This window comes from Streptomyces sp. SM1 (assembly GCF_002910825.1).
Classification (GTDB): Bacteria; Actinomycetota; Actinomycetes; order Streptomycetales; family Streptomycetaceae; genus Streptomyces; species Streptomyces okerensis.
Genome location: NZ_NEUB01000745.1, coordinates 1 through 16,596, shown reverse-complemented (window position 1 = coordinate 16,596; position 16,596 = coordinate 1). Strand labels below are relative to the sequence as shown.

Genomic DNA, 16,596 nt, shown 5'->3' with positions numbered 1-16,596 from the left:
CCCGCGCAGCCCGCGTACGGCTATCCGCCGCAGCAGCCCCCGGCCACGCAGCCCGCCTACGGTTATGCGCATCCGGCGGGCGGGCCCGCCTACGGCTACCCGCCCGCGCCCGCCACGGCCGCCGCGGGTGCGGTGTCCGGGTACGGGTTCCCTCCGCCGCCGCCCGTCCCCTCCGGGACACCCGACCCGGACTTCCGGCTGCCGCCGCAGGGGCCCCAGTTCATCAGGCGTTAGCGGTCGGCGGACGCCCCCGCGGAACGAGGCCGCCTCAGCGCTCGGCCTTCGACTTGAAGCCCCTGCCCCACTGCAGGCCCCAGCCGTAGAGCCGGTCCAGTTCCCCCTGGAAGCCGTACACGAACTTCACCTCGCGGCGGACGATGATCTCGTTCTTGACGTTCTCGATCATCACCACGGCGCAGGAGCGGGCCTGCGGGTGGCGTTCGTCGAGGCTGATCTCGACCCGCGGGCCGTTGCTGGGGAACAGCGTGACGATGGCGTGCGTGCGGTCGAAGGCCGGGGTCTGGTCGTAGATGTAGGCGAAGACCAGCAGGCGTTTGATGCTCTCGCGCTGGTCCAGGTTGACGTAGATCGTCTCACCCGAGGCGGAGCCGAACCGGTCGTCGCCGCTGAGCTTGACGTACGGCGGTGCGTTGACGTCGCCGAGGTAGCCGCCGAGGGGCTGGACGACGCCCTTGGTGCCGTCCTGCAGTTCGTAGAGACAGCCCAGGTCCAGGTCGACGTTGACCATGGACTGGCTGTGGGCGACGACCTCCGGCGGTTTGAGCGCCTTCAACGGGTGGCGCAGCAGGCTCTCCCGCTGGGGGCCGCCGAAGTCGGAGGTGCGCATCCGCCAGCTCAGGTTGATCCGCAGATGGCCGGTGGCCGCTCCCTGCTTGGTCAGCGACACCTGAGCGTGCCGTTTGGTCAGCTCGATCGCGTTGGTGGCCGCGTTGCCCGAGTCGAAGGCGCTCTCGCGACCGCGCCACAGTCCGTCCAGGAATCCCATGCCCGCCCCAAGTCCGCTTGTCGAACCCCCGCCGCCGGCCGCCGCCGGCACCGCTGTGTGCCGGACGGCCGACGGGGCGGCCCCGAGGACTGGTCCCCGGTGGCCGCCCCGTCGGAAGCGTTCCTCGTCCGGAGGGCTGTCACACCCCGGAGGAGACCTCCGTCTTCACGGCGTCCTCCCCCTCGGCCGCCGCGAGCCGCTTGTTGCGGCGCACCGACGACCAGAAGGAGGCACCGATCAGGACGACGCCGATGAGACCGGTGACGATCTCGTTGATCTCGTACCGGATGGTGACGAGCAGGATCATCGCCAGAGCGCCGATCGCGTAGTGCGCGCCGTGCTCCAGGTAGACGTAGTCGTCCAGGGTGCCCTGGCGGACCAGGTAGACCGTGAGCGAACGGACGTACATGGCACCGATGCCGAGGCCGAGCGCCATCAGGACGATGTCGTTGGTGATGGCGAAGGCGCCGATGACACCGTCGAAGGAGAAGGACGCGTCCAGGACCTCGAGGTAGAGGAACATGAAGAACGCGGCCTTGCCCACCAGGGCGACGGCCGATCGGGGTTTGCCTGCCCGCGCCGCCTTCTCCTCCTCCTCGTGCTCGCGCTCCTCCTCTTCTTCGAGCTTGTCCTCGAAGAAGCCGGAGAGACCGCCCACGATCAGGTAGGTGATCAGACCCGCGATACCGGAGAGAAGGACCGTGCTCGCCTTGTCGACGTGCGCCCCACCGTGCTGATGGGCCTGGGTCGCGAAGGTCATGGCGGAGATCAGCAGGATGATCAGGGCGATGCAGACCGACAGCATGTCGACCTTGCCGAGCTTGGCCAGCGGGCGCTCCAGCCACGCCAGCCACTTGATCTCCCTGTCCTCGAAGATGAAGTCCAGGAAGATCATCAACAGGAACATGCCACCGAACGCGGCGATCGCCGGGTGGGCGTCGGTGACGAGCTCCTGGTAACGGTCCTTGTCGCTGAGCGCGAGGTCGACGGCCTCGATCGGACCGAGCTGAGCACTGACGGCGACGATGACGACGGGGAAGACCAGCCGCATACCGAAGACGGCGATCAGAATGCCGATGGTGAGGAAGATCTTCTGCCAGAAGGCATTCATCTTCTTCAGGATCCCGGCGTTGACCACCGCGTTGTCGAAAGACAGCGAGATCTCGAGAATCGAGAGGATCGCCACGATTCCGAAGGCGGTCCACCCCCCGAAGAGGATCGCTGCGACCAGGCCGAGCGCGGTAACCGCGAACGACCAGCCGAAGGTTTTCAGAACCACTGGCTACCCCAGGTGTGTGTACGGGTCTCCCCCGCTGCCGTAGTCGGCTGTACCGCTGCCGCAGTCGGCTTTTACGAAACGTTGACTCCGAAGTCTAGAGCGATGCCGCGCAGCCCTGACGCGTACCCCTGCCCCACTGCACGGAACTTCCACTCGCCCTGGTAGCGGTAGAGCTCTCCGAAGATCATCGCGGTTTCCGTGGAGGCGTCCTCACTCAGGTCGTAGCGCGCCAGTTCCTGGCCGTCGGCCTGGTTCACCACGCGGATGAACGCGTTGCTGACCTGGCCGAACGTCTGGCCGCGCTCGTCGGCCATGTGGATGGAGACCGGAAAGACGATCTTCTCGCACTGCTGCGGCACCCGGGGCAGGTCGACCAGCAGGGACTCGTCGTCGCCGTCGCCCTCGCCGGTGAGGTTGTCACCGGTGTGCTCGACCGAGCCGTCCGGGCTGGTGAGCTGGTTGTAGAAGATGAAGTAGTCGTCGCCCATGACCCGGCCGCCGCTGCACATCAGCGCGCTGGCGTCGAGGTCGAAGTCGGCTCCGGTGGTGGAGCGCGCGTCCCAGCCGAGTCCGATCATCACCTGGGTGAGGTTCGGTGCGGCCTTGGACAGGGAGACGTTCCCCCCCTTGGCAAGCGTGACGCCCATGATGCTGGTCCCCCTCCGGTTGATGCTTCTCACGGTGGTCCTGCACTCCCCCGAAGGGGGCGCCTGCGGGCGCCGCACGTGACCGTGCGGCGCCCGGGCGGTGTGGCTGGCCGTACGGGGACGGCCGGGAGCGTGTCAGACGTTCACGCCGAAGTCCTGCGCGATGCCGCGCAGGCCCGAGGCGTAGCCCTGGCCGATGGCGCGGAACTTCCACTCCGCACCGTGCCGGTACAGCTCACCGAAGACCATGGCGGTCTCGGTGGAGGCGTCCTCCGAGAGGTCGTAGCGGGCGATCTCGGCGCCGCCGGCCTGGTTGACGACGCGGATGAACGCGTTGCGCACCTGGCCGAAGGACTGCTGGCGGTTCTCGGCGTCGTAGATGGAGACCGGGAAGACGATCTTCTCGATGTCCGCGGGGACGCCGGCGAGGTTGATCTTGATCTGCTCGTCGTCGCCCTCGCCCTCGCCGGTGAGGTTGTCACCGGTGTGCTCGACCGAGCCGTCCGGGCTCTTGAGGTTGTTGAAGAAGATGAAGTTGGCGTCGCTGCCGACCTTGCCCGAGCTGTTCAGCAGCAGGGCGCTTGCGTCCAGGTCGAAGTCGGTGCCGGTCGTGGTGCGGATGTCCCACCCCAGCCCGATGATGACCGCGGTCAGGCCCGGCGCCTCCTTGCTCAGCGATACGTTGCCGCCCTTGCTGAGGCTGACTCCCACGAGTCCTCCCTTGGTGTCAGGGGCGGGGTGCCCCGTCGTGCGTCGGATGTCGGATCAACGAGTCGATCCTAGTGAGGGGTTCCCGGAGCTCGCAGGCCCTGGAAACGAACCGTCACAGGGTGTCGAGCGCTTTCACGTACTCGTTCAGGTCGCGGGCGTCCGGCAGACCGTTGACGACGGTCCAGCGCACGACGCCCTCCTTGTCGATGATGAAGGTCCCGCGCACCGCGCACCCCTTGTCCTCGTCGAAGACGCCGAAGGCACGCGAGACGTTGCCGTGCGGCCAGAAGTCGCTCAGCAGCGGGTACTCCAGGCCCTCCTGCTCGCCGAAGACGCGCAGGGTGTGGATGGAGTCGTTGGAGACGGCGAGCACCTGGGTGTCGCGGTCGGAGAACCGCGGCAGGTTGTCACGGATCTCGCACAGCTCCCCGGTGCACACGCCGGTGAAGGCGAACGGGTAGAAGAGCACCACCACGTTCTTCCGTCCCCGGAACTCGGAGAGCCGCACGGTGGCCCCGTGGTTGTCCTTCAGCTCGAAGTCGGGGGCCTTGTCGCCGACCTGGATCGCCATCGTCGTGATCATCCCTTCGGGGTGGTTCGCTCCGACCACCCTACGCAGGATGTACGACAGTCCGGCGGACGGGCCGCCGCAGCACGCGGCCGGCCCGTCCGGGGGTGGTTCACCGCTTCGACTTGGCCGCCTTCGGGGTCGCCAGCCGGCTGCCGCTCCAGTCCTTGCCGACACTGACGCTCTTGGCAGCCGTCAGTCCCGCCGTGGTGGCGGCTTCCGAGATGTCGCTCGGCTCGACGTAGCCCGAACGGCCTGTCTTCGGCGTGAGGAGCAGGATCGCCCCGCCCTCTTCGATGTACGTGCCGGCATCCACCAGCGCATCCGTCAGGTCGCCGTCGTCGTCGCGGAACCACAACACAACGGCGTCGGCCACGTCGTCGTAGTCCTCGTCGACCAGGTCACTCTCGATGACGCCCTCGATGGCCTCGCGGAGCTCCTGGTCGACGTCGTCGTCGTAGCCGATCTCCTGGACCACCTGCCCGGGCTGGAACCCCAGCCTGGCGGCAGGGTTCGTCCGCTCCTCCGCGTGGTCCGCGGTCGCGCTCACGGGTTGCCTCCTGATCATGTGTCTTGGGAATGTCTCAGCCACGCGCGTGCGCGCAGCATTGGCCGTAGTCCACACGGGCGGGACCGATCGCGCAAGTACCCGGCCGTGCAGACCGCCGAAACGGTGACGATCCTGGCCGGGTCACCGCAACTCCAGGCACACCATCATGGCCCGCAGTGACGCACCCCACACCTTTGTGTCCCGTTTGGCCCTTTGGGAACCGTCTACGTGTACGAAGACTCGAATGGACGAGCCCCATACACACCGTACTGGCCGCGCGCGCGGATTACCTCCCGGTAGAGATGACGCCGACGGTCCCGAGGTGGACCATGGGGAGCGGCGCACACTGGGCCGTACCAGCGAAGCGGCGGCCCTTTCACGGCCCTCTGACAGGTAAGGAACAGCGTGGCTTCCGCATCCGATCGCAACCCGATCATCATTGGCGGCCTTCCGAGTCAGGTTCCTGACTTCGACCCCGAGGAAACGCAGGAGTGGCTCGACTCCCTCGACGCCGCGGTCGACGAGCGCGGCCGGGAGCGGGCCCGCTACCTGATGCTGCGACTGATCGAACGTGCCCGCGAGAAGCGGGTGGCCGTTCCCGAGATGCGCAGTACGGACTACGTCAACACGATCCCGACCCGGGGCGAGCCGTTCTTCCCGGGCAACGAGGAGATCGAGCGCAAGATCCTCAACGCGACCCGGTGGAACGCCGCCGTGATGGTCTCGCGCGCGCAGCGGCCGGGCATCGGCGTCGGGGGCCACATCGCCACCTTCGCGTCCTCCGCGTCACTGTACGACGTGGGGTTCAACCACTTCTTCCGCGGCAAGGACGAGGGCGACGGCGGCGACCAGGTCTTCTTCCAGGGGCACGCCTCGCCGGGCATCTACGCCCGCGCGTACCTGCTGGACCGGCTGAGCGAGCGGCATCTGGATGGTTTCCGGCAGGAGAAGTCGAAGGCGCCGTACGCGCTGTCGTCGTACCCGCATCCGCGCTCGATGCCGGACTTCTGGGAGTTCCCGACCGTGTCGATGGGGCTCGGCCCGATCGGCGCGATCTACCAGGCGCGGATGAACCGCTACATGCACGCGCGTGACATCGCGGACACGTCGAAGTCGCACGTGTGGGCGTTCCTCGGTGACGGCGAGATGGACGAGCCGGAGTCGCTGGGCCAGCTGTCCATCGCCGCGCGCGAGGGGCTGGACAACCTCACCTTCGTCGTCAACTGCAACCTGCAGCGGCTCGACGGTCCGGTGCGCGGCAACGGGAAGATCATCCAGGAGCTGGAGTCGGTCTTCCGGGGCGCCGGCTGGAACGTGATCAAGCTGGTCTGGGACCGCACCTGGGACCCGCTGCTGGCCCAGGACCGCGACGGTGTGCTGGTCAACAAGATGAACACCACGCCGGACGGGCAGTTCCAGACGTACGCCACCGAGTCGGGCGCGTACATCCGCGACCACTTCTTCGGCGACGACCACCGGCTGCGCGCGATGGTCGAGAGCATGACCGACGACCAGATCCTGCACCTGGGCCGCGGCGGTCACGACCACCGCAAGATCTACGCGGCGTACAAGGCGGCCCTGGAGCACAAGGGCCAGCCGACGGTGATCCTCGCGAAGACGATCAAGGGCTGGACGCTGGGCCCGAACTTCGAGGGCCGCAACGCCACGCACCAGATGAAGAAGCTGACGGTCGACGACCTCAAGCACTTCCGCGACCGGCTGCACCTGCCGATCTCCGACAAGGACCTCGAGTCCGGTCCGCCGCCCTACTACCACCCGGGCCCGGACACGGAGGAGATGCAGTACATGCACGACCGCCGCAAGTCGCTCGGCGGTTACGTGCCGACGCGGGTGGTGCGGCCGAAGCCCCTGGAACTGCCCGGGGACAAGACGTACGCGTCCGTGAAGAAGGGCTCCGGCCAGCAGTCCATCGCGACGACCATGGCCTTCGTCCGGCTCCTGAAGGACCTCATGCGGGACAAGGAGCTCGGCAGGCGTTTCGTGCTGATCGCGCCGGACGAGTACCGCACGTTCGGCATGGACTCGTTCTTCCCGAGTGCGAAGATCTACAACCCGCTCGGTCAGCAGTACGAGTCCGTGGACCGGGAGCTGCTGCTCGCCTACAAGGAGGCGCCGAACGGGCAGATGCTGCACGACGGCATCTCCGAGGCCGGCTGCACGGCCTCGCTGATCGCCGCCGGGTCGGCCTACGCCACGCACGGCGAGCCGCTCATCCCGGTGTACGTCTTCTACTCGATGTTCGGTTTCCAGCGCACCGGCGACCAGTTCTGGCAGATGGCCGACCAGTTGTCGCGCGGATTCGTCCTGGGTGCGACCGCGGGGCGCACGACGCTGACCGGTGAGGGTCTCCAGCACGCGGACGGCCACTCGCAGCTGCTGGCCTCCACCAACCCGGGGTGTGTCGCCTACGACCCGGCGTTCGGCTTCGAGATCGCGCACATCGTGCGGGACGGGCTGCGCCGGATGTACGGCAGCGACGAGGAGCACCCGCACGGCGAGGACGTCTTCTACTACCTGACCCTCTACAACGAGCCGATCCAGCACCCGTCCGAGCCCGAGAACGTGGACGCCGAGGGCATCGTCAAGGGCCTGTACCGCTTCGGCGAGGGCACGGCGGGCTCCCTCCCGGCGCAGATCCTGGCGTCCGGTGTGGCGCTGCCGTGGGCGGTCGAGGCGCAGAGGATCCTCGCCGAGGACTGGGACGTCAGGGCCGACGTCTGGTCGGCCACCTCCTGGAACGAGCTGCGGCGCGAGGCAGTGGACTGCGAGCGGCACAACCTGCTGCACCCGGAGGAGGAGCAGCGCACGCCGTACGTGACGCGGAAGCTGGCGGCGGCGCAGGGTCCGGTGGTGGCGGTGTCCGACTGGATGCGGTCGGTGCCGGACCAGATCGCGCGCTGGGTGCCGGGGACTTACCAGTCGCTGGGCGCGGACGGGTTCGGCTTCGCCGACACCCGCGGGGCGGCCCGGCGGTTCTTCCACATCGACGCGCAGTCGATCGTGGTGGCGGTCCTGACGGAACTGGCCCGGGAGGGCCATGTGGACCGCTCGGTGCTGAAGCAGGCGATCGACCGGTACCAGCTGCTGGACGTCACCGCGGCGGACCCGGGAGCGGCGGGCGGCGACGCGTAGCGCCTCCGGCGGGAGCGTGGGCGGAGGGGTCCCGGGGTCGCCGGGGCCCCTCCGCCCGTCCGGTCCCGGACCGTGCACTCCACGACCGCGGGCACGCGGGGCCGTACGGCCCGCCCGCGTGCGCCATCCCGGATCGGCGGTCCGCTCAGTCGGAGAGGGCACACGCGGGCTGCCACGAGAGGGCAGGGTCCGCCGCGGCGGCGCCCGGTGTCGACGCACAGGGGTGCCGGATGTCGGCGTGTGCTCCGTCGGAGGAACGCACAGGGGTGAGCCCCCGGCGTGGTGCCGGGGGCTCACCCCTGTGCGGCTGCGGCCTGTGTGACTCGAGGTCAGAACATGCCGTAGCCGGAACCCGTCGCCCCGGCCAGGAAGATGACGGCCAGGAGCGTGTCGATGGCGCCGAGGACCACGGCTACCAGGGCCGGTACCGGGCGGGGGCCCGCCCAGCTGCGGCCCATCGCGAGCCATCCGCAGACGATCGCCACCGGGCCGAGGACGATCCCCAGCACGAAGAACCCGGCGACCGCGCAGATGAGTCCGATGATTCCGAGTGTCGCGCTGTCCGGCCCGGACCGTGACCCCGTCCGGCCACGTGTGCGGGGGTGCCTGCGCGTTCCGTGTCCGAAGCTCGCCATCATCAACTCCCTTGAGGGTGTGTTGACATGGCGGGTTCCCCCGCTTGCGCGGTGCATTCACCCCGTACGCCCGGCCGGCGGGCCGCTGCCTGCGCGCCGCCCCCCTCCGGCGGCGCGCAGCAGTCGGCGTCCTCCATGCGCTGCGGAGGACTTGACCCAATGTGACCTGCGGCGCCCTCCCGAGGGAGGGGTCACCGCGACGGTTCACCCTGATGAGCGAAACCGGTCACAGAACGGTCCGTCAGATGTGGCCGACGCCCGCGCCGGCCTCCGCGTTCTCGCCGCGCTTGGTGAGGAACGCGACGAAGATCGCCACCGCGGCGACTCCGGCGGCGACCAGTGACGCCATGCTCATGCCGGAGATGAACGTGTCGTGCGCGACATCGGTGATCTTCGCGGCGATCTCCGGCGGGGTGCCCTTGGCCACCGGTGCCACACCGACCTGGACGGCCTCGGAGGCCGGGCCGGCCTGCTCCGGAGTGAGCGGCGGCAGTCCGGCCTTCGCCCAGTTGCCCACCAGATCGCCGCTCACCTTGGAGGCCATCACGGCGCCGAGCACGGCGGTGCCGAGGCTGCCGCCGACCTGCATGGCGGCCTGCTGAAGGCCACCGGCGACGCCGGACAGCTCGAGCGGCGCGTTGCCCACGATGACCTCGGTGGCGCCCACCATGACGGGCGCGAGGCCGAGACCGAGCAGGGCGAACCAGAGCGACATCACGGCGCTGCCCGTGCCCTTGTCCAGCGTCGACATCCCGTACATGGCCAGCGCCGTGCAGGCCATGCCGAACGCCAGCGGGATACGCGGTCCGACCTTGGTGATCATCACTCCGGCGAGCGGGGATCCGACGATCATCATGCCGGTGAGGGGCAGCAGGTGCAGACCCGCGTCCACCGGGCTCAGACCGTGCACGTTCTGCAGGTAGAAGGTGACGAAGAACAGTCCGCCCATGAAGGCGATGGCCATCAGGACCATCAGCACGACACCCGCGGACAGCGGAACGGAGCGGAACAGCGCCAGGGGGATCAGCGGCTCCCTGACCCTCGTCTCCCAGAAGGCGAAGAGCGCGAAACCGGCGACCGAGCCGACGATGAACAGCCAGGTCTGCAGGCCGCCCCAGCCCCACTCCGGGGCCTTGATCAGCGCCCAGACGAGGCAGAACATCGCGGTGGACAGCAGGGCTATGCCGAGCAGGTCGAAGGAGCGCGGGGCGTTCTTCGCGCGGTGGTCGAGCAGGATCCACGCGCCGAGTGCGACGGCGAGGATGCCGACCGGCACGTTGATGAAGAACACCGACTGCCAGTTGACGTGTTCGACGAGGACACCGCCGAGGATCGGGCCGCCCGCGGTGGAGGCACCGATGACCATGCCCCAGATGCCGATCGCCATGTTGAGCTTCTCGGCCGGGAACGTGGCCCGCAGCAGACCGAGCGCGGCCGGCATCAGCAGGGCGCCGAACAGGCCCTGGAAGACACGGAAGGCGATGACCAGCCCGATGCTGTCGGACAGGCCGATGGCCCCGGAGGCGGCGGCGAAGCCGACGACGCCGATCAGGAAGGTCTGCCGGTGCCCGAAACGGTCACCGAGCTTGCCGGCCGTGATCAGGGAGACCGCGAGGGCGAGGAAGTACGCGTTGGTGATCCACTGGACCTCGGCGAAGGTGGCGCCCAGGTCGCTGGCGATGGCCGGGTTCGCGATGGCCACGATGGTGCCGTCAAGGGCCACCATCATGACCCCCACGGCGACGGTCACGAGGGTGAACCAGGGGTGCCCGCGCAGCCCCTTGCCCGGTGTCGCGCCCGACGGGGCGGCCGGGGGCCCGTCCCCCGGCCCCGCCTTGTCGATGGTGGTCTGACTAGTCATGCGAGGAGGCTAATGACAGCCACTGACACTTGCCAAACCAATTCACCAGTCAGTGACTGACACGACACCCGCCTATAGCCTGAACTGGGGAAACAGTTCAAGGAGGAGCCATGGAGACGGTCGGGACCGCCGTGGACGCGCTGCCGCGGCCGGGTCTGCGGGAGCGCAAGAAGCAGCGCACCAGGAACGCCCTCGTGCGGGCCGCCCTGGAGCTGATCGCCACGCGCGGGTACGAGGGGACGACCGTCGACGACATCGCCGCGGCCGCCGACGTCTCGCAGCGCACCTTCTTCCGCTACTTCGCCAGCAAGGAGGAGGTGGCGTTCTTCGTCTCCCGGCTCGCGGAGGCCCACGTACTCGAGGCCGTACGGGAACGGCCGCCGGGCGAGGCGCCGCTGGAGGTGCTGCGCCGGGCCGTGCTGGACAGCTGGGACGGCATCAACGAGGCCGTGGAGCGGCTGGTCCCGCTGGAACTGCACCTGCGGGTCTACCGGATGATCGAGTCGACGCCCGCCCTGCTCGCCGCCCATCTGCGCCGCGCGGCGGAGCTGGAGAAGGAGCTGGCGCGCCTCGTCGCCGAGCGCGAGGGGCTCGACGTGGACGGCGACCCCCGGCCGAGGATCCTGGTGGCCGCGTTCGGCGGAGTGATCCGGGTGGCGGAGCGGCGCTGGTCCACCGGCGGTGACGTCAGCGTCGCGGCCATGCGGGAGCTGTTGACGACCTGCCTCGACCATGTCGGGCCGGCGCTCGCGGAGAACTGGCGTACGAACGGATCCCCGGTCCGACGCACCGAAACGTGATACCGGTCACTTGGCTCACGCGAGACACTCCCGTTCTCCTAGTGTGTCCTTTCAGTGACTTCCCTCGACGCCTCCCCGCAGCTGAACGTCTGGCGCGCGCTGCTCGCGCTCGCCGTCGTCTTCGTGATGCTGGCGACCACCGGCTGGACGGCGATGCGCCACCACCGCCACCCCGCCCCTCTCCAGGCGTCGGTCAGCGCCTGGGAGCACGGCCGGATAGGAGGTCACCGGCTGCCGGACCCGCAGTCGGCGCCCGCGCGGCTGGCCCGGTTCTTCGCCTCCCTCACCGAGGGGCAGCGCGCGTCGCTCGCCCACCGCTATCCGCTCGCGGTCGGCAACATGAACGGCGCGCCGGTCGAGCTGCGCTACCTCGCCAACCGTGTCGCACTGGGGCAGGCCCTCGAGGTCGAGTCGGAACGCGTGCACGACAGCCGTCTCACCACCTCGGGCCAGCGGCACGCCGCCCGCAGGATGGACCGCTTCGGGGCGCTGATGCGCCCGGACCGGCGCATCCTCGCCTTCGACCCGTCGGGCTCCGGCCGGGTCGCGGAGGTCTTCGGTGATCTGGCGGAGGCCGAGCGGGTCTCGGTCGTCGTCCCCGGTTCCGACACCGACCTGCTGACCTTCCAGCGCACCGACCGCAAGTACTCGGCCCCCGCCGGCATGGCCGAGTCCCTGTACGCGGCGGAGCGCGACGCCGCCCCCGCGACCCGTACGGCCGTGATCGCCTGGGCCGACTACACCGCGCCCAGCGGACTCGGCATGGACGCGGCCATGGCGATGCGCGCCAGGGACGGCGCCGAGCGGCTGGACGCCATGCTGCACGGCCTGCCGGGCGCGTCGCCGGTCTCGCTGTTCTGCCACAGCTACGGCTCCGTGGTGTGCGGAATCGCCGCGCGCTCCCTGCCGGACCGGGTGGCGGACATCGCGGTGGCCGGCAGCCCCGGTATGCGGGTCGAGAAGGCCTCCCAGCTGGACACCGCCGCACGGGTGTGGGCGATGCGGGACGCCGACGACTGGATCCAGGACGTGCCCTACCTGGAGCTCGGCGGCCTGGGGCACGGGGCCGATCCGGTGGCCGACGGGTTCGGGGCGCGGGTGCTGTCGGCCCGGGAGGCGAAGGGGCACGCCGGGTACTTCGTACCGGGCACGGACAGCGTGCGGAACTTCGCCGAGATCGGCGTTGGCGCATACCGCGCGGTGTCCTGTGCGCACCGGGGCGACGTCTGCCGGACGGGTTTGTCCGGTACGACCCCTACCGGACGCGCGTAGAGGCGGAGATACTGCGGTATGCGTGGGGATGGGACGGAGAAGCTCGTGCCGCATACGATGAGCCGCATGGGTGACGTACTGGCCGGATTGCATGCCGCCTGGGAGTTCGGATCCGACTCCGTGCTCATCCGTTACGAGCGGGGAATTCGAACACCCAAGCTGTTCCAGGCACTCGGGGAGCGGCAGGTGCCGTTGGAGGCGATCGAGGGGGTGACCCTCACGCCGGGCAGGCGCGGGACCGTGGTCCTGCGGGTGGAGCTCCGGCCCGGTGCCGATCCGCTGCTGGAGGCTGCCGCCGGGCAGCTGAAGGAGAGCAGCGACCCCTACCGGCTGGTGCTGCCCGCCGAGCGCGAGACGCTCGCCGAGTACTACGCCGACGAACTGCGCGCGCGGCTCACCGAGTCGGGCCCCGCCGAACGTCATCTGGTGACCGCCCCGAAGGCACCCCGGTTCAAGGCGTACGACGGGAAGGCGGCCTTCGACGGCAGCGCGGTGTCCTTCCGCTGGTTCTGGACGGGCGCGTCGTCGGCGAAGTGGAAGGCCGGGGACCAGCGGTTCCCGATCGGTGAGCTGAGCGGGGTGGAGTGGCGCTCGCCCGAGGTGTTCGAAGGGCATCTGCGGCTGTTGCGGCGGGACGCCGGGGCACCGGCGCAGCCGGATCAGGATCCGGCCGCGGTGGTCTTCGGGCTCGGGTACGGGCCGGTGCACGAGTCACTGCCGTTCGCGGCGGCTGTGCTGGCGGCGGTGCGGGACTGTGCGCCGGTGCCTGTGCCTGCGGCGCGTGTGCGGCGGGATCCCGCGGACATCGCCGAGCGGATCCGGCATCTCGGGGAGTTGCATCAGGCCGGCCTGGTGACGGATGAGGAGTTCTCCTCCAAGAAGGCGGAGTTGCTCTCCGAGCTGTGAGTCGCCTTCCGGGGCCGGGTGCTTTCCGGCCGCGGGGCCGGTGGGGGCCGGGCGCGCAGTTCCCCGCGCCCCCGAGGGGATTGCACTGCTCCCTGCTGAGTCGCCTTCCGGGCCCGGGTGCTTTCCGGCCGCGGGGCCGGTGGGGGCCGGGCGCGCAGTTCCCCGCGCCCCCGAGGGGATTGCACTGTTCCCTGCCTGCGGAGGTGAAGGTCATGTCCGCGTAGCGGGGGCCCGCCACCTTGGCGGCGATGGGGTTGAGGAGGGTCAGTTCCTCGTCCGTCAGGGTGATGCGGGTCGCCTTCGTGTTCTCCTCCACCCGGGTCGGCCTGCGGGTGCCGGGGATGGGGACGACCGGGAGGCGGTGGACGGCCCCCTGCTGGTGGACCCAGGCCAGGGCGATCTGGCCGAGGGTGGCTCCGTGGGACCGGGCGACGGTGCGGACCGGGTCCAGCAGGGCCGCGTTGGCCGCCGCGTTGTCGCCCGTGAAGCGGGGCATCCGGCGGCGGAAGTCGCCGGCGGTGAGGTCCTGGCCCGCGTCGGCGAAGGAACCGGTCAGGAAGCCGCGGCCGAGCGGCGAGTACGGGACCAGGGTCACGCCCAGTTCCCGCGCGGCCGGCACCACCTTCGCCTCGATGTCCCGGCTGAACAGCGACCACTCCGACTGCACGGCCGCGATCGGGTGCACACCGTGCGCGGCGCGCAGCTCGTCGCCGGTGACCTCGCTCAGGCCCAGCTGCCTGACCTTGCCCTCGCGCACCAGTTCCGCCATGGTGCCGACGGTCTCCTCGATCGGCACGTTCACATCGCGCCGGTGCATGTAGTAGAGGCCGATCACGTCGGCCTCCAGGCGCCGCAGGCTCGCCTCGACGGCCTGGCGGATGTAGGGCGCGTCGTTGCGGATGATCCGCCGGTCCGGGTCGTCCGGCGGGATCGCCAGGGCGAACTTGGTGGCGACGACCACCTCGTCGCGGTGCGCCTTGAGGAACGGGGCGAGGAAGCGCTCGTTGTCGCCGTCGCCGTACGCGTCCGCCGTGTCGTACAGCGTGACGCCGAGTTCCAGGGCGCGCTCCAGGGTCGCCCGGGAGGCGTCCGCGTCAGCGGGGCCGTAGGCGAAACTCATGCCCATGCAGCCGAGACCCTGGACGCCCACCTCGGGGCCGTTCCCGCCCAGTGCCGCCGTGCCGATCCTGCCGTTCGTCATCATGTCCTCTCCGACGCCAGGGCCCGCCCCGCGTCCGCGTAGAAGCTGAGCTTCCGGTCGAGCACGGCGAGCGTGCCCTGAAGCTCGGCGATCCGGGACAGTACGTCCTCGCGGGTCTGCCGGAGCAGCTCGAAACGCTCGGTGTAGGTGTGATCGCCCGAGCGGACCAGTTCCGCGTACCGCACCATGTCCGCGACCGGCATTCCGGTCAGGCGGAGCTTGCCGACGAGGGCGAGCCAGTCGAGGTCGCGGTTGCTGTAGCGCCGCTGACCGGTGTGCGAACGGTCGATGTGCGGCATCAGCCCGATGCGCTCGTACCAGCGCAGGGTGTGTGCGGTCAGCCCGGTGAGGGCGACGACCTCGCTGATCGTGTAGGTGTCCGCGCCGTCCGGCCGGCGGTTCCCCTGCGGCGGTCCGGCGCAGGTGTCGGCACCGGCTCCTGTCGTCTCCGTCGTCTCCGTCACCGTCATTGGTAGTCCGGGGCGCGGTGCCTTTTTCGGGCCCGATTCCCCTTTCCCCTTTCAATCCGTGCGTGCGGTTTTCCCGCACACGGCTTACCGATGATCTTCTTGACTAGGTTACGCAGCCTTCGGATAGCGAATCGTGCCACGCAGTTGATACAGGCCGTGCCCGGCAAACCACCCCTCCGCCCATTCCTGCCGCTGGCCACGCCGTAGGTTGCATCCCCGTTTCTTGACCATCAATCTACGGAGCCGCCACACCACGTACTCGTCAGCAGACCGGAACTTCCGGGCAGCATTCCCGGTTCGAAAGTAGTTTCCCCAGCCGCGCAGGATTGGATTCAAGTCCGCGATCACATCACGGATATCCCATCCCGACCGGCGGCGGTCAGTCCGTTCCCGGACCTTGTCCCGGAGTCTCTTCATCGCCGCCTTCGACGGCCAGCGATGCAGGTAGAAGCAAATCTTGCCATACTTCTCCCACATCCTGCCCGAGAATTGGGCTCTGAAGTGGCAGCCGAGGAAATCGAGTCCTTCCCGGCCCTCCCTGAGGTCAACCACCTTCGTTTTATCCGGGAGCAGTCGCAGCCTCAGCGAGCCGAGGATTTCCCCGACCGCTTCCAGAGCAGCCCTGGCCTGGCGGTCCGATCGGCACAAGACGACTCCGTCGTCCGCGTACCGCACCAGTTCACCAACCCCTCGCCGTGTCAACTCGGAGTCCAGAACATGCAGGTAGATGTTGGCCGGCAAGGGCGAGATCACCCCGCCCTGAGGTGTACCGGCAACCGTCCGCCGAACCTCACCATCCACCATCACACCCGCCTGCAACCACAAACGAACCAGCTTGAGAACCCTGCGATCCGACACCCGGCGCCCCACCTCGACGAGAAGCCGATCGTGATCGATCTCGTCGAAGAAGCTTCGGATGTCGAACTCGACAACAAAGTGACACCTCTTGATGAAACCGACTCGAAGTCGCTCCATCGCCTGCGTCGCCGACCGCTTCGGACGGAATCCGTACGAGCACGGAAGGAAGTCCGCCTCGAATACCGGCTCCAACACGATCTTCGCCGCCTGCTGAGCCACCCTGTCCCGAACGGCAGGAATACCAAGTGGCCTCACACCGCCCTGCGGTTTCGGAATATCCACGCGCCTGGCGGGCGCGGGACGATACGTACCTGCACGCAGAGAAGCCTGAAGTTCACCGAGTAAGCGGCCAACTCCATACTCCTTCTCCACGAATACCAGAGTGACTCGATCCACCCCGGCACTTCCACCATTAGCCCGAACTCGTTCCCACGCCTCCCACAGCACATCACCTCTGTGGATACGGTCGTACAGGGCGTGGAACCGCCGCTCCGGCGACTGCTTGGCCGCAGTCCATAGTCCGCGTTGAAGTTTCCGCACTTTCGCCACGGACGCATGTCCGTCCACCACGACGGGGCAAAGCCCGTCGGGGAAGTTGGACCGGGCGGTCCCGGTCATGCCCTCGCGCTTACCCTCGCTACGGACGTGATCAAAGCAGGGGCCCTTTCCTCCCGGCGCG

At 69.0% G+C, this 16,596-nt stretch carries 14 protein-coding genes and 2 pseudogenes; 5 read left to right on the top strand and 11 right to left on the bottom strand.

From position 1 onward, the window contains the following. A pseudogene (locus tag B9S61_RS22205) lies at positions 1–234 on the top strand (TerD family protein); the annotation flags it as partial. Between the two features lie 34 nt (positions 235–268). On the opposite strand, the gene B9S61_RS22200 reads toward B9S61_RS22205, so the two are convergent. The 6 genes from B9S61_RS22200 to B9S61_RS22175 form a co-directional block, all read right to left on the bottom strand. Then, complete coding sequence (locus tag B9S61_RS22200) at positions 269–1,006, bottom strand: Tellurium resistance (RefSeq protein ID WP_103543840.1); 738 nt, start codon at positions 1,004–1,006, stop codon at positions 269–271. Positions 1,007–1,145: 139 nt separating this feature from the next. Then, positions 1,146–2,285, bottom strand: a complete 1,140-nt coding sequence (locus B9S61_RS22195; protein WP_103543839.1) for a DUF475 domain-containing protein — start codon at positions 2,283–2,285, stop codon at positions 1,146–1,148. A gap of 71 nt (positions 2,286–2,356) precedes the next feature. Then, on the bottom strand, positions 2,357–2,932 hold the full coding sequence (locus B9S61_RS22190; protein WP_103543838.1) for a TerD family protein: 576 nt from the start codon (positions 2,930–2,932) through the stop codon (positions 2,357–2,359). A 135-nt stretch (positions 2,933–3,067) separates the two neighbouring features. Further along, positions 3,068–3,643, bottom strand: coding sequence for a calcium homeostasis/redox stress adaptation protein (locus tag B9S61_RS22185; RefSeq protein ID WP_103543837.1), 576 nt, complete (start codon positions 3,641–3,643; stop codon positions 3,068–3,070). A 112-nt stretch (positions 3,644–3,755) separates the two neighbouring features. Then, complete coding sequence (locus B9S61_RS22180) at positions 3,756–4,214, bottom strand: peroxiredoxin (RefSeq protein ID WP_103543842.1); 459 nt, start codon at positions 4,212–4,214, stop codon at positions 3,756–3,758. A 109-nt stretch (positions 4,215–4,323) separates the two neighbouring features. Beyond that, positions 4,324–4,761 (bottom strand): DUF3052 domain-containing protein, encoded by a 438-nt coding sequence (locus B9S61_RS22175; RefSeq protein WP_181007479.1) that lies wholly within the window; start codon positions 4,759–4,761, stop codon positions 4,324–4,326. A gap of 405 nt (positions 4,762–5,166) precedes the next feature. Here B9S61_RS22175 and aceE point away from each other — a divergent pair, with 405 nt between their 5' ends. Then, positions 5,167–7,914 (top strand): pyruvate dehydrogenase (acetyl-transferring), homodimeric type, encoded by a 2,748-nt coding sequence (gene aceE / locus B9S61_RS22165; protein WP_103543835.1) that lies wholly within the window; start codon positions 5,167–5,169, stop codon positions 7,912–7,914. Positions 7,915–8,243: 329 nt separating this feature from the next. On the opposite strand, the gene B9S61_RS22160 is transcribed toward aceE, so the two are convergent. Next, on the bottom strand, positions 8,244–8,552 hold the full coding sequence (locus B9S61_RS22160; RefSeq protein WP_103543834.1) for a small hydrophobic protein: 309 nt from the start codon (positions 8,550–8,552) through the stop codon (positions 8,244–8,246). Between the two features lie 238 nt (positions 8,553–8,790). After that, a complete protein-coding gene (locus tag B9S61_RS22155) occupies positions 8,791–10,410 on the bottom strand; it encodes a DHA2 family efflux MFS transporter permease subunit (RefSeq protein ID WP_103543833.1) in 1,620 nt (539 codons plus the stop codon). 110 nt (positions 10,411–10,520) lie between these two features. Between B9S61_RS22155 and B9S61_RS22150 the strand changes: the two genes are divergently transcribed. From B9S61_RS22150 to B9S61_RS22140, 3 genes are all read left to right on the top strand, one after another. Further along, positions 10,521–11,210 (top strand): TetR family transcriptional regulator, encoded by a 690-nt coding sequence (locus B9S61_RS22150; protein WP_103543832.1) that lies wholly within the window; start codon positions 10,521–10,523, stop codon positions 11,208–11,210. A 54-nt stretch (positions 11,211–11,264) separates the two neighbouring features. Continuing rightward, entirely contained in the window at positions 11,265–12,482 is a 1,218-nt protein-coding gene (locus B9S61_RS22145; protein WP_103543831.1) for an alpha/beta hydrolase, read from the top strand. A gap of 66 nt (positions 12,483–12,548) precedes the next feature. After that, complete coding sequence (locus B9S61_RS22140) at positions 12,549–13,388, top strand: DUF4429 domain-containing protein (protein ID WP_103543830.1); 840 nt, start codon at positions 12,549–12,551, stop codon at positions 13,386–13,388. 187 nt (positions 13,389–13,575) lie between these two features. Here the strand turns inward: B9S61_RS22140 and B9S61_RS22135 are convergent. The 3 genes and pseudogenes from B9S61_RS22135 to ltrA all read right to left on the bottom strand — a co-directional run. Further along, positions 13,576–14,589, bottom strand: a pseudogene (locus B9S61_RS22135) (aldo/keto reductase); the annotation flags it as partial. Next, positions 14,589–15,059, bottom strand: coding sequence for a MerR family transcriptional regulator (locus B9S61_RS22130; RefSeq protein WP_103543829.1), 471 nt, complete (start codon positions 15,057–15,059; stop codon positions 14,589–14,591). The gene B9S61_RS22130 and the pseudogene B9S61_RS22135, both read right to left, overlap by 1 nt. 108 nt (positions 15,060–15,167) lie before the next feature. Next, positions 15,168–16,535: a group II intron reverse transcriptase/maturase gene (gene ltrA / locus B9S61_RS22125; RefSeq protein ID WP_258039785.1), complete on the bottom strand. Its 1,368-nt coding sequence runs from the start codon at positions 16,533–16,535 to the stop codon at positions 15,168–15,170. Between the last annotated feature and the right edge of the window lie 61 nt (positions 16,536–16,596).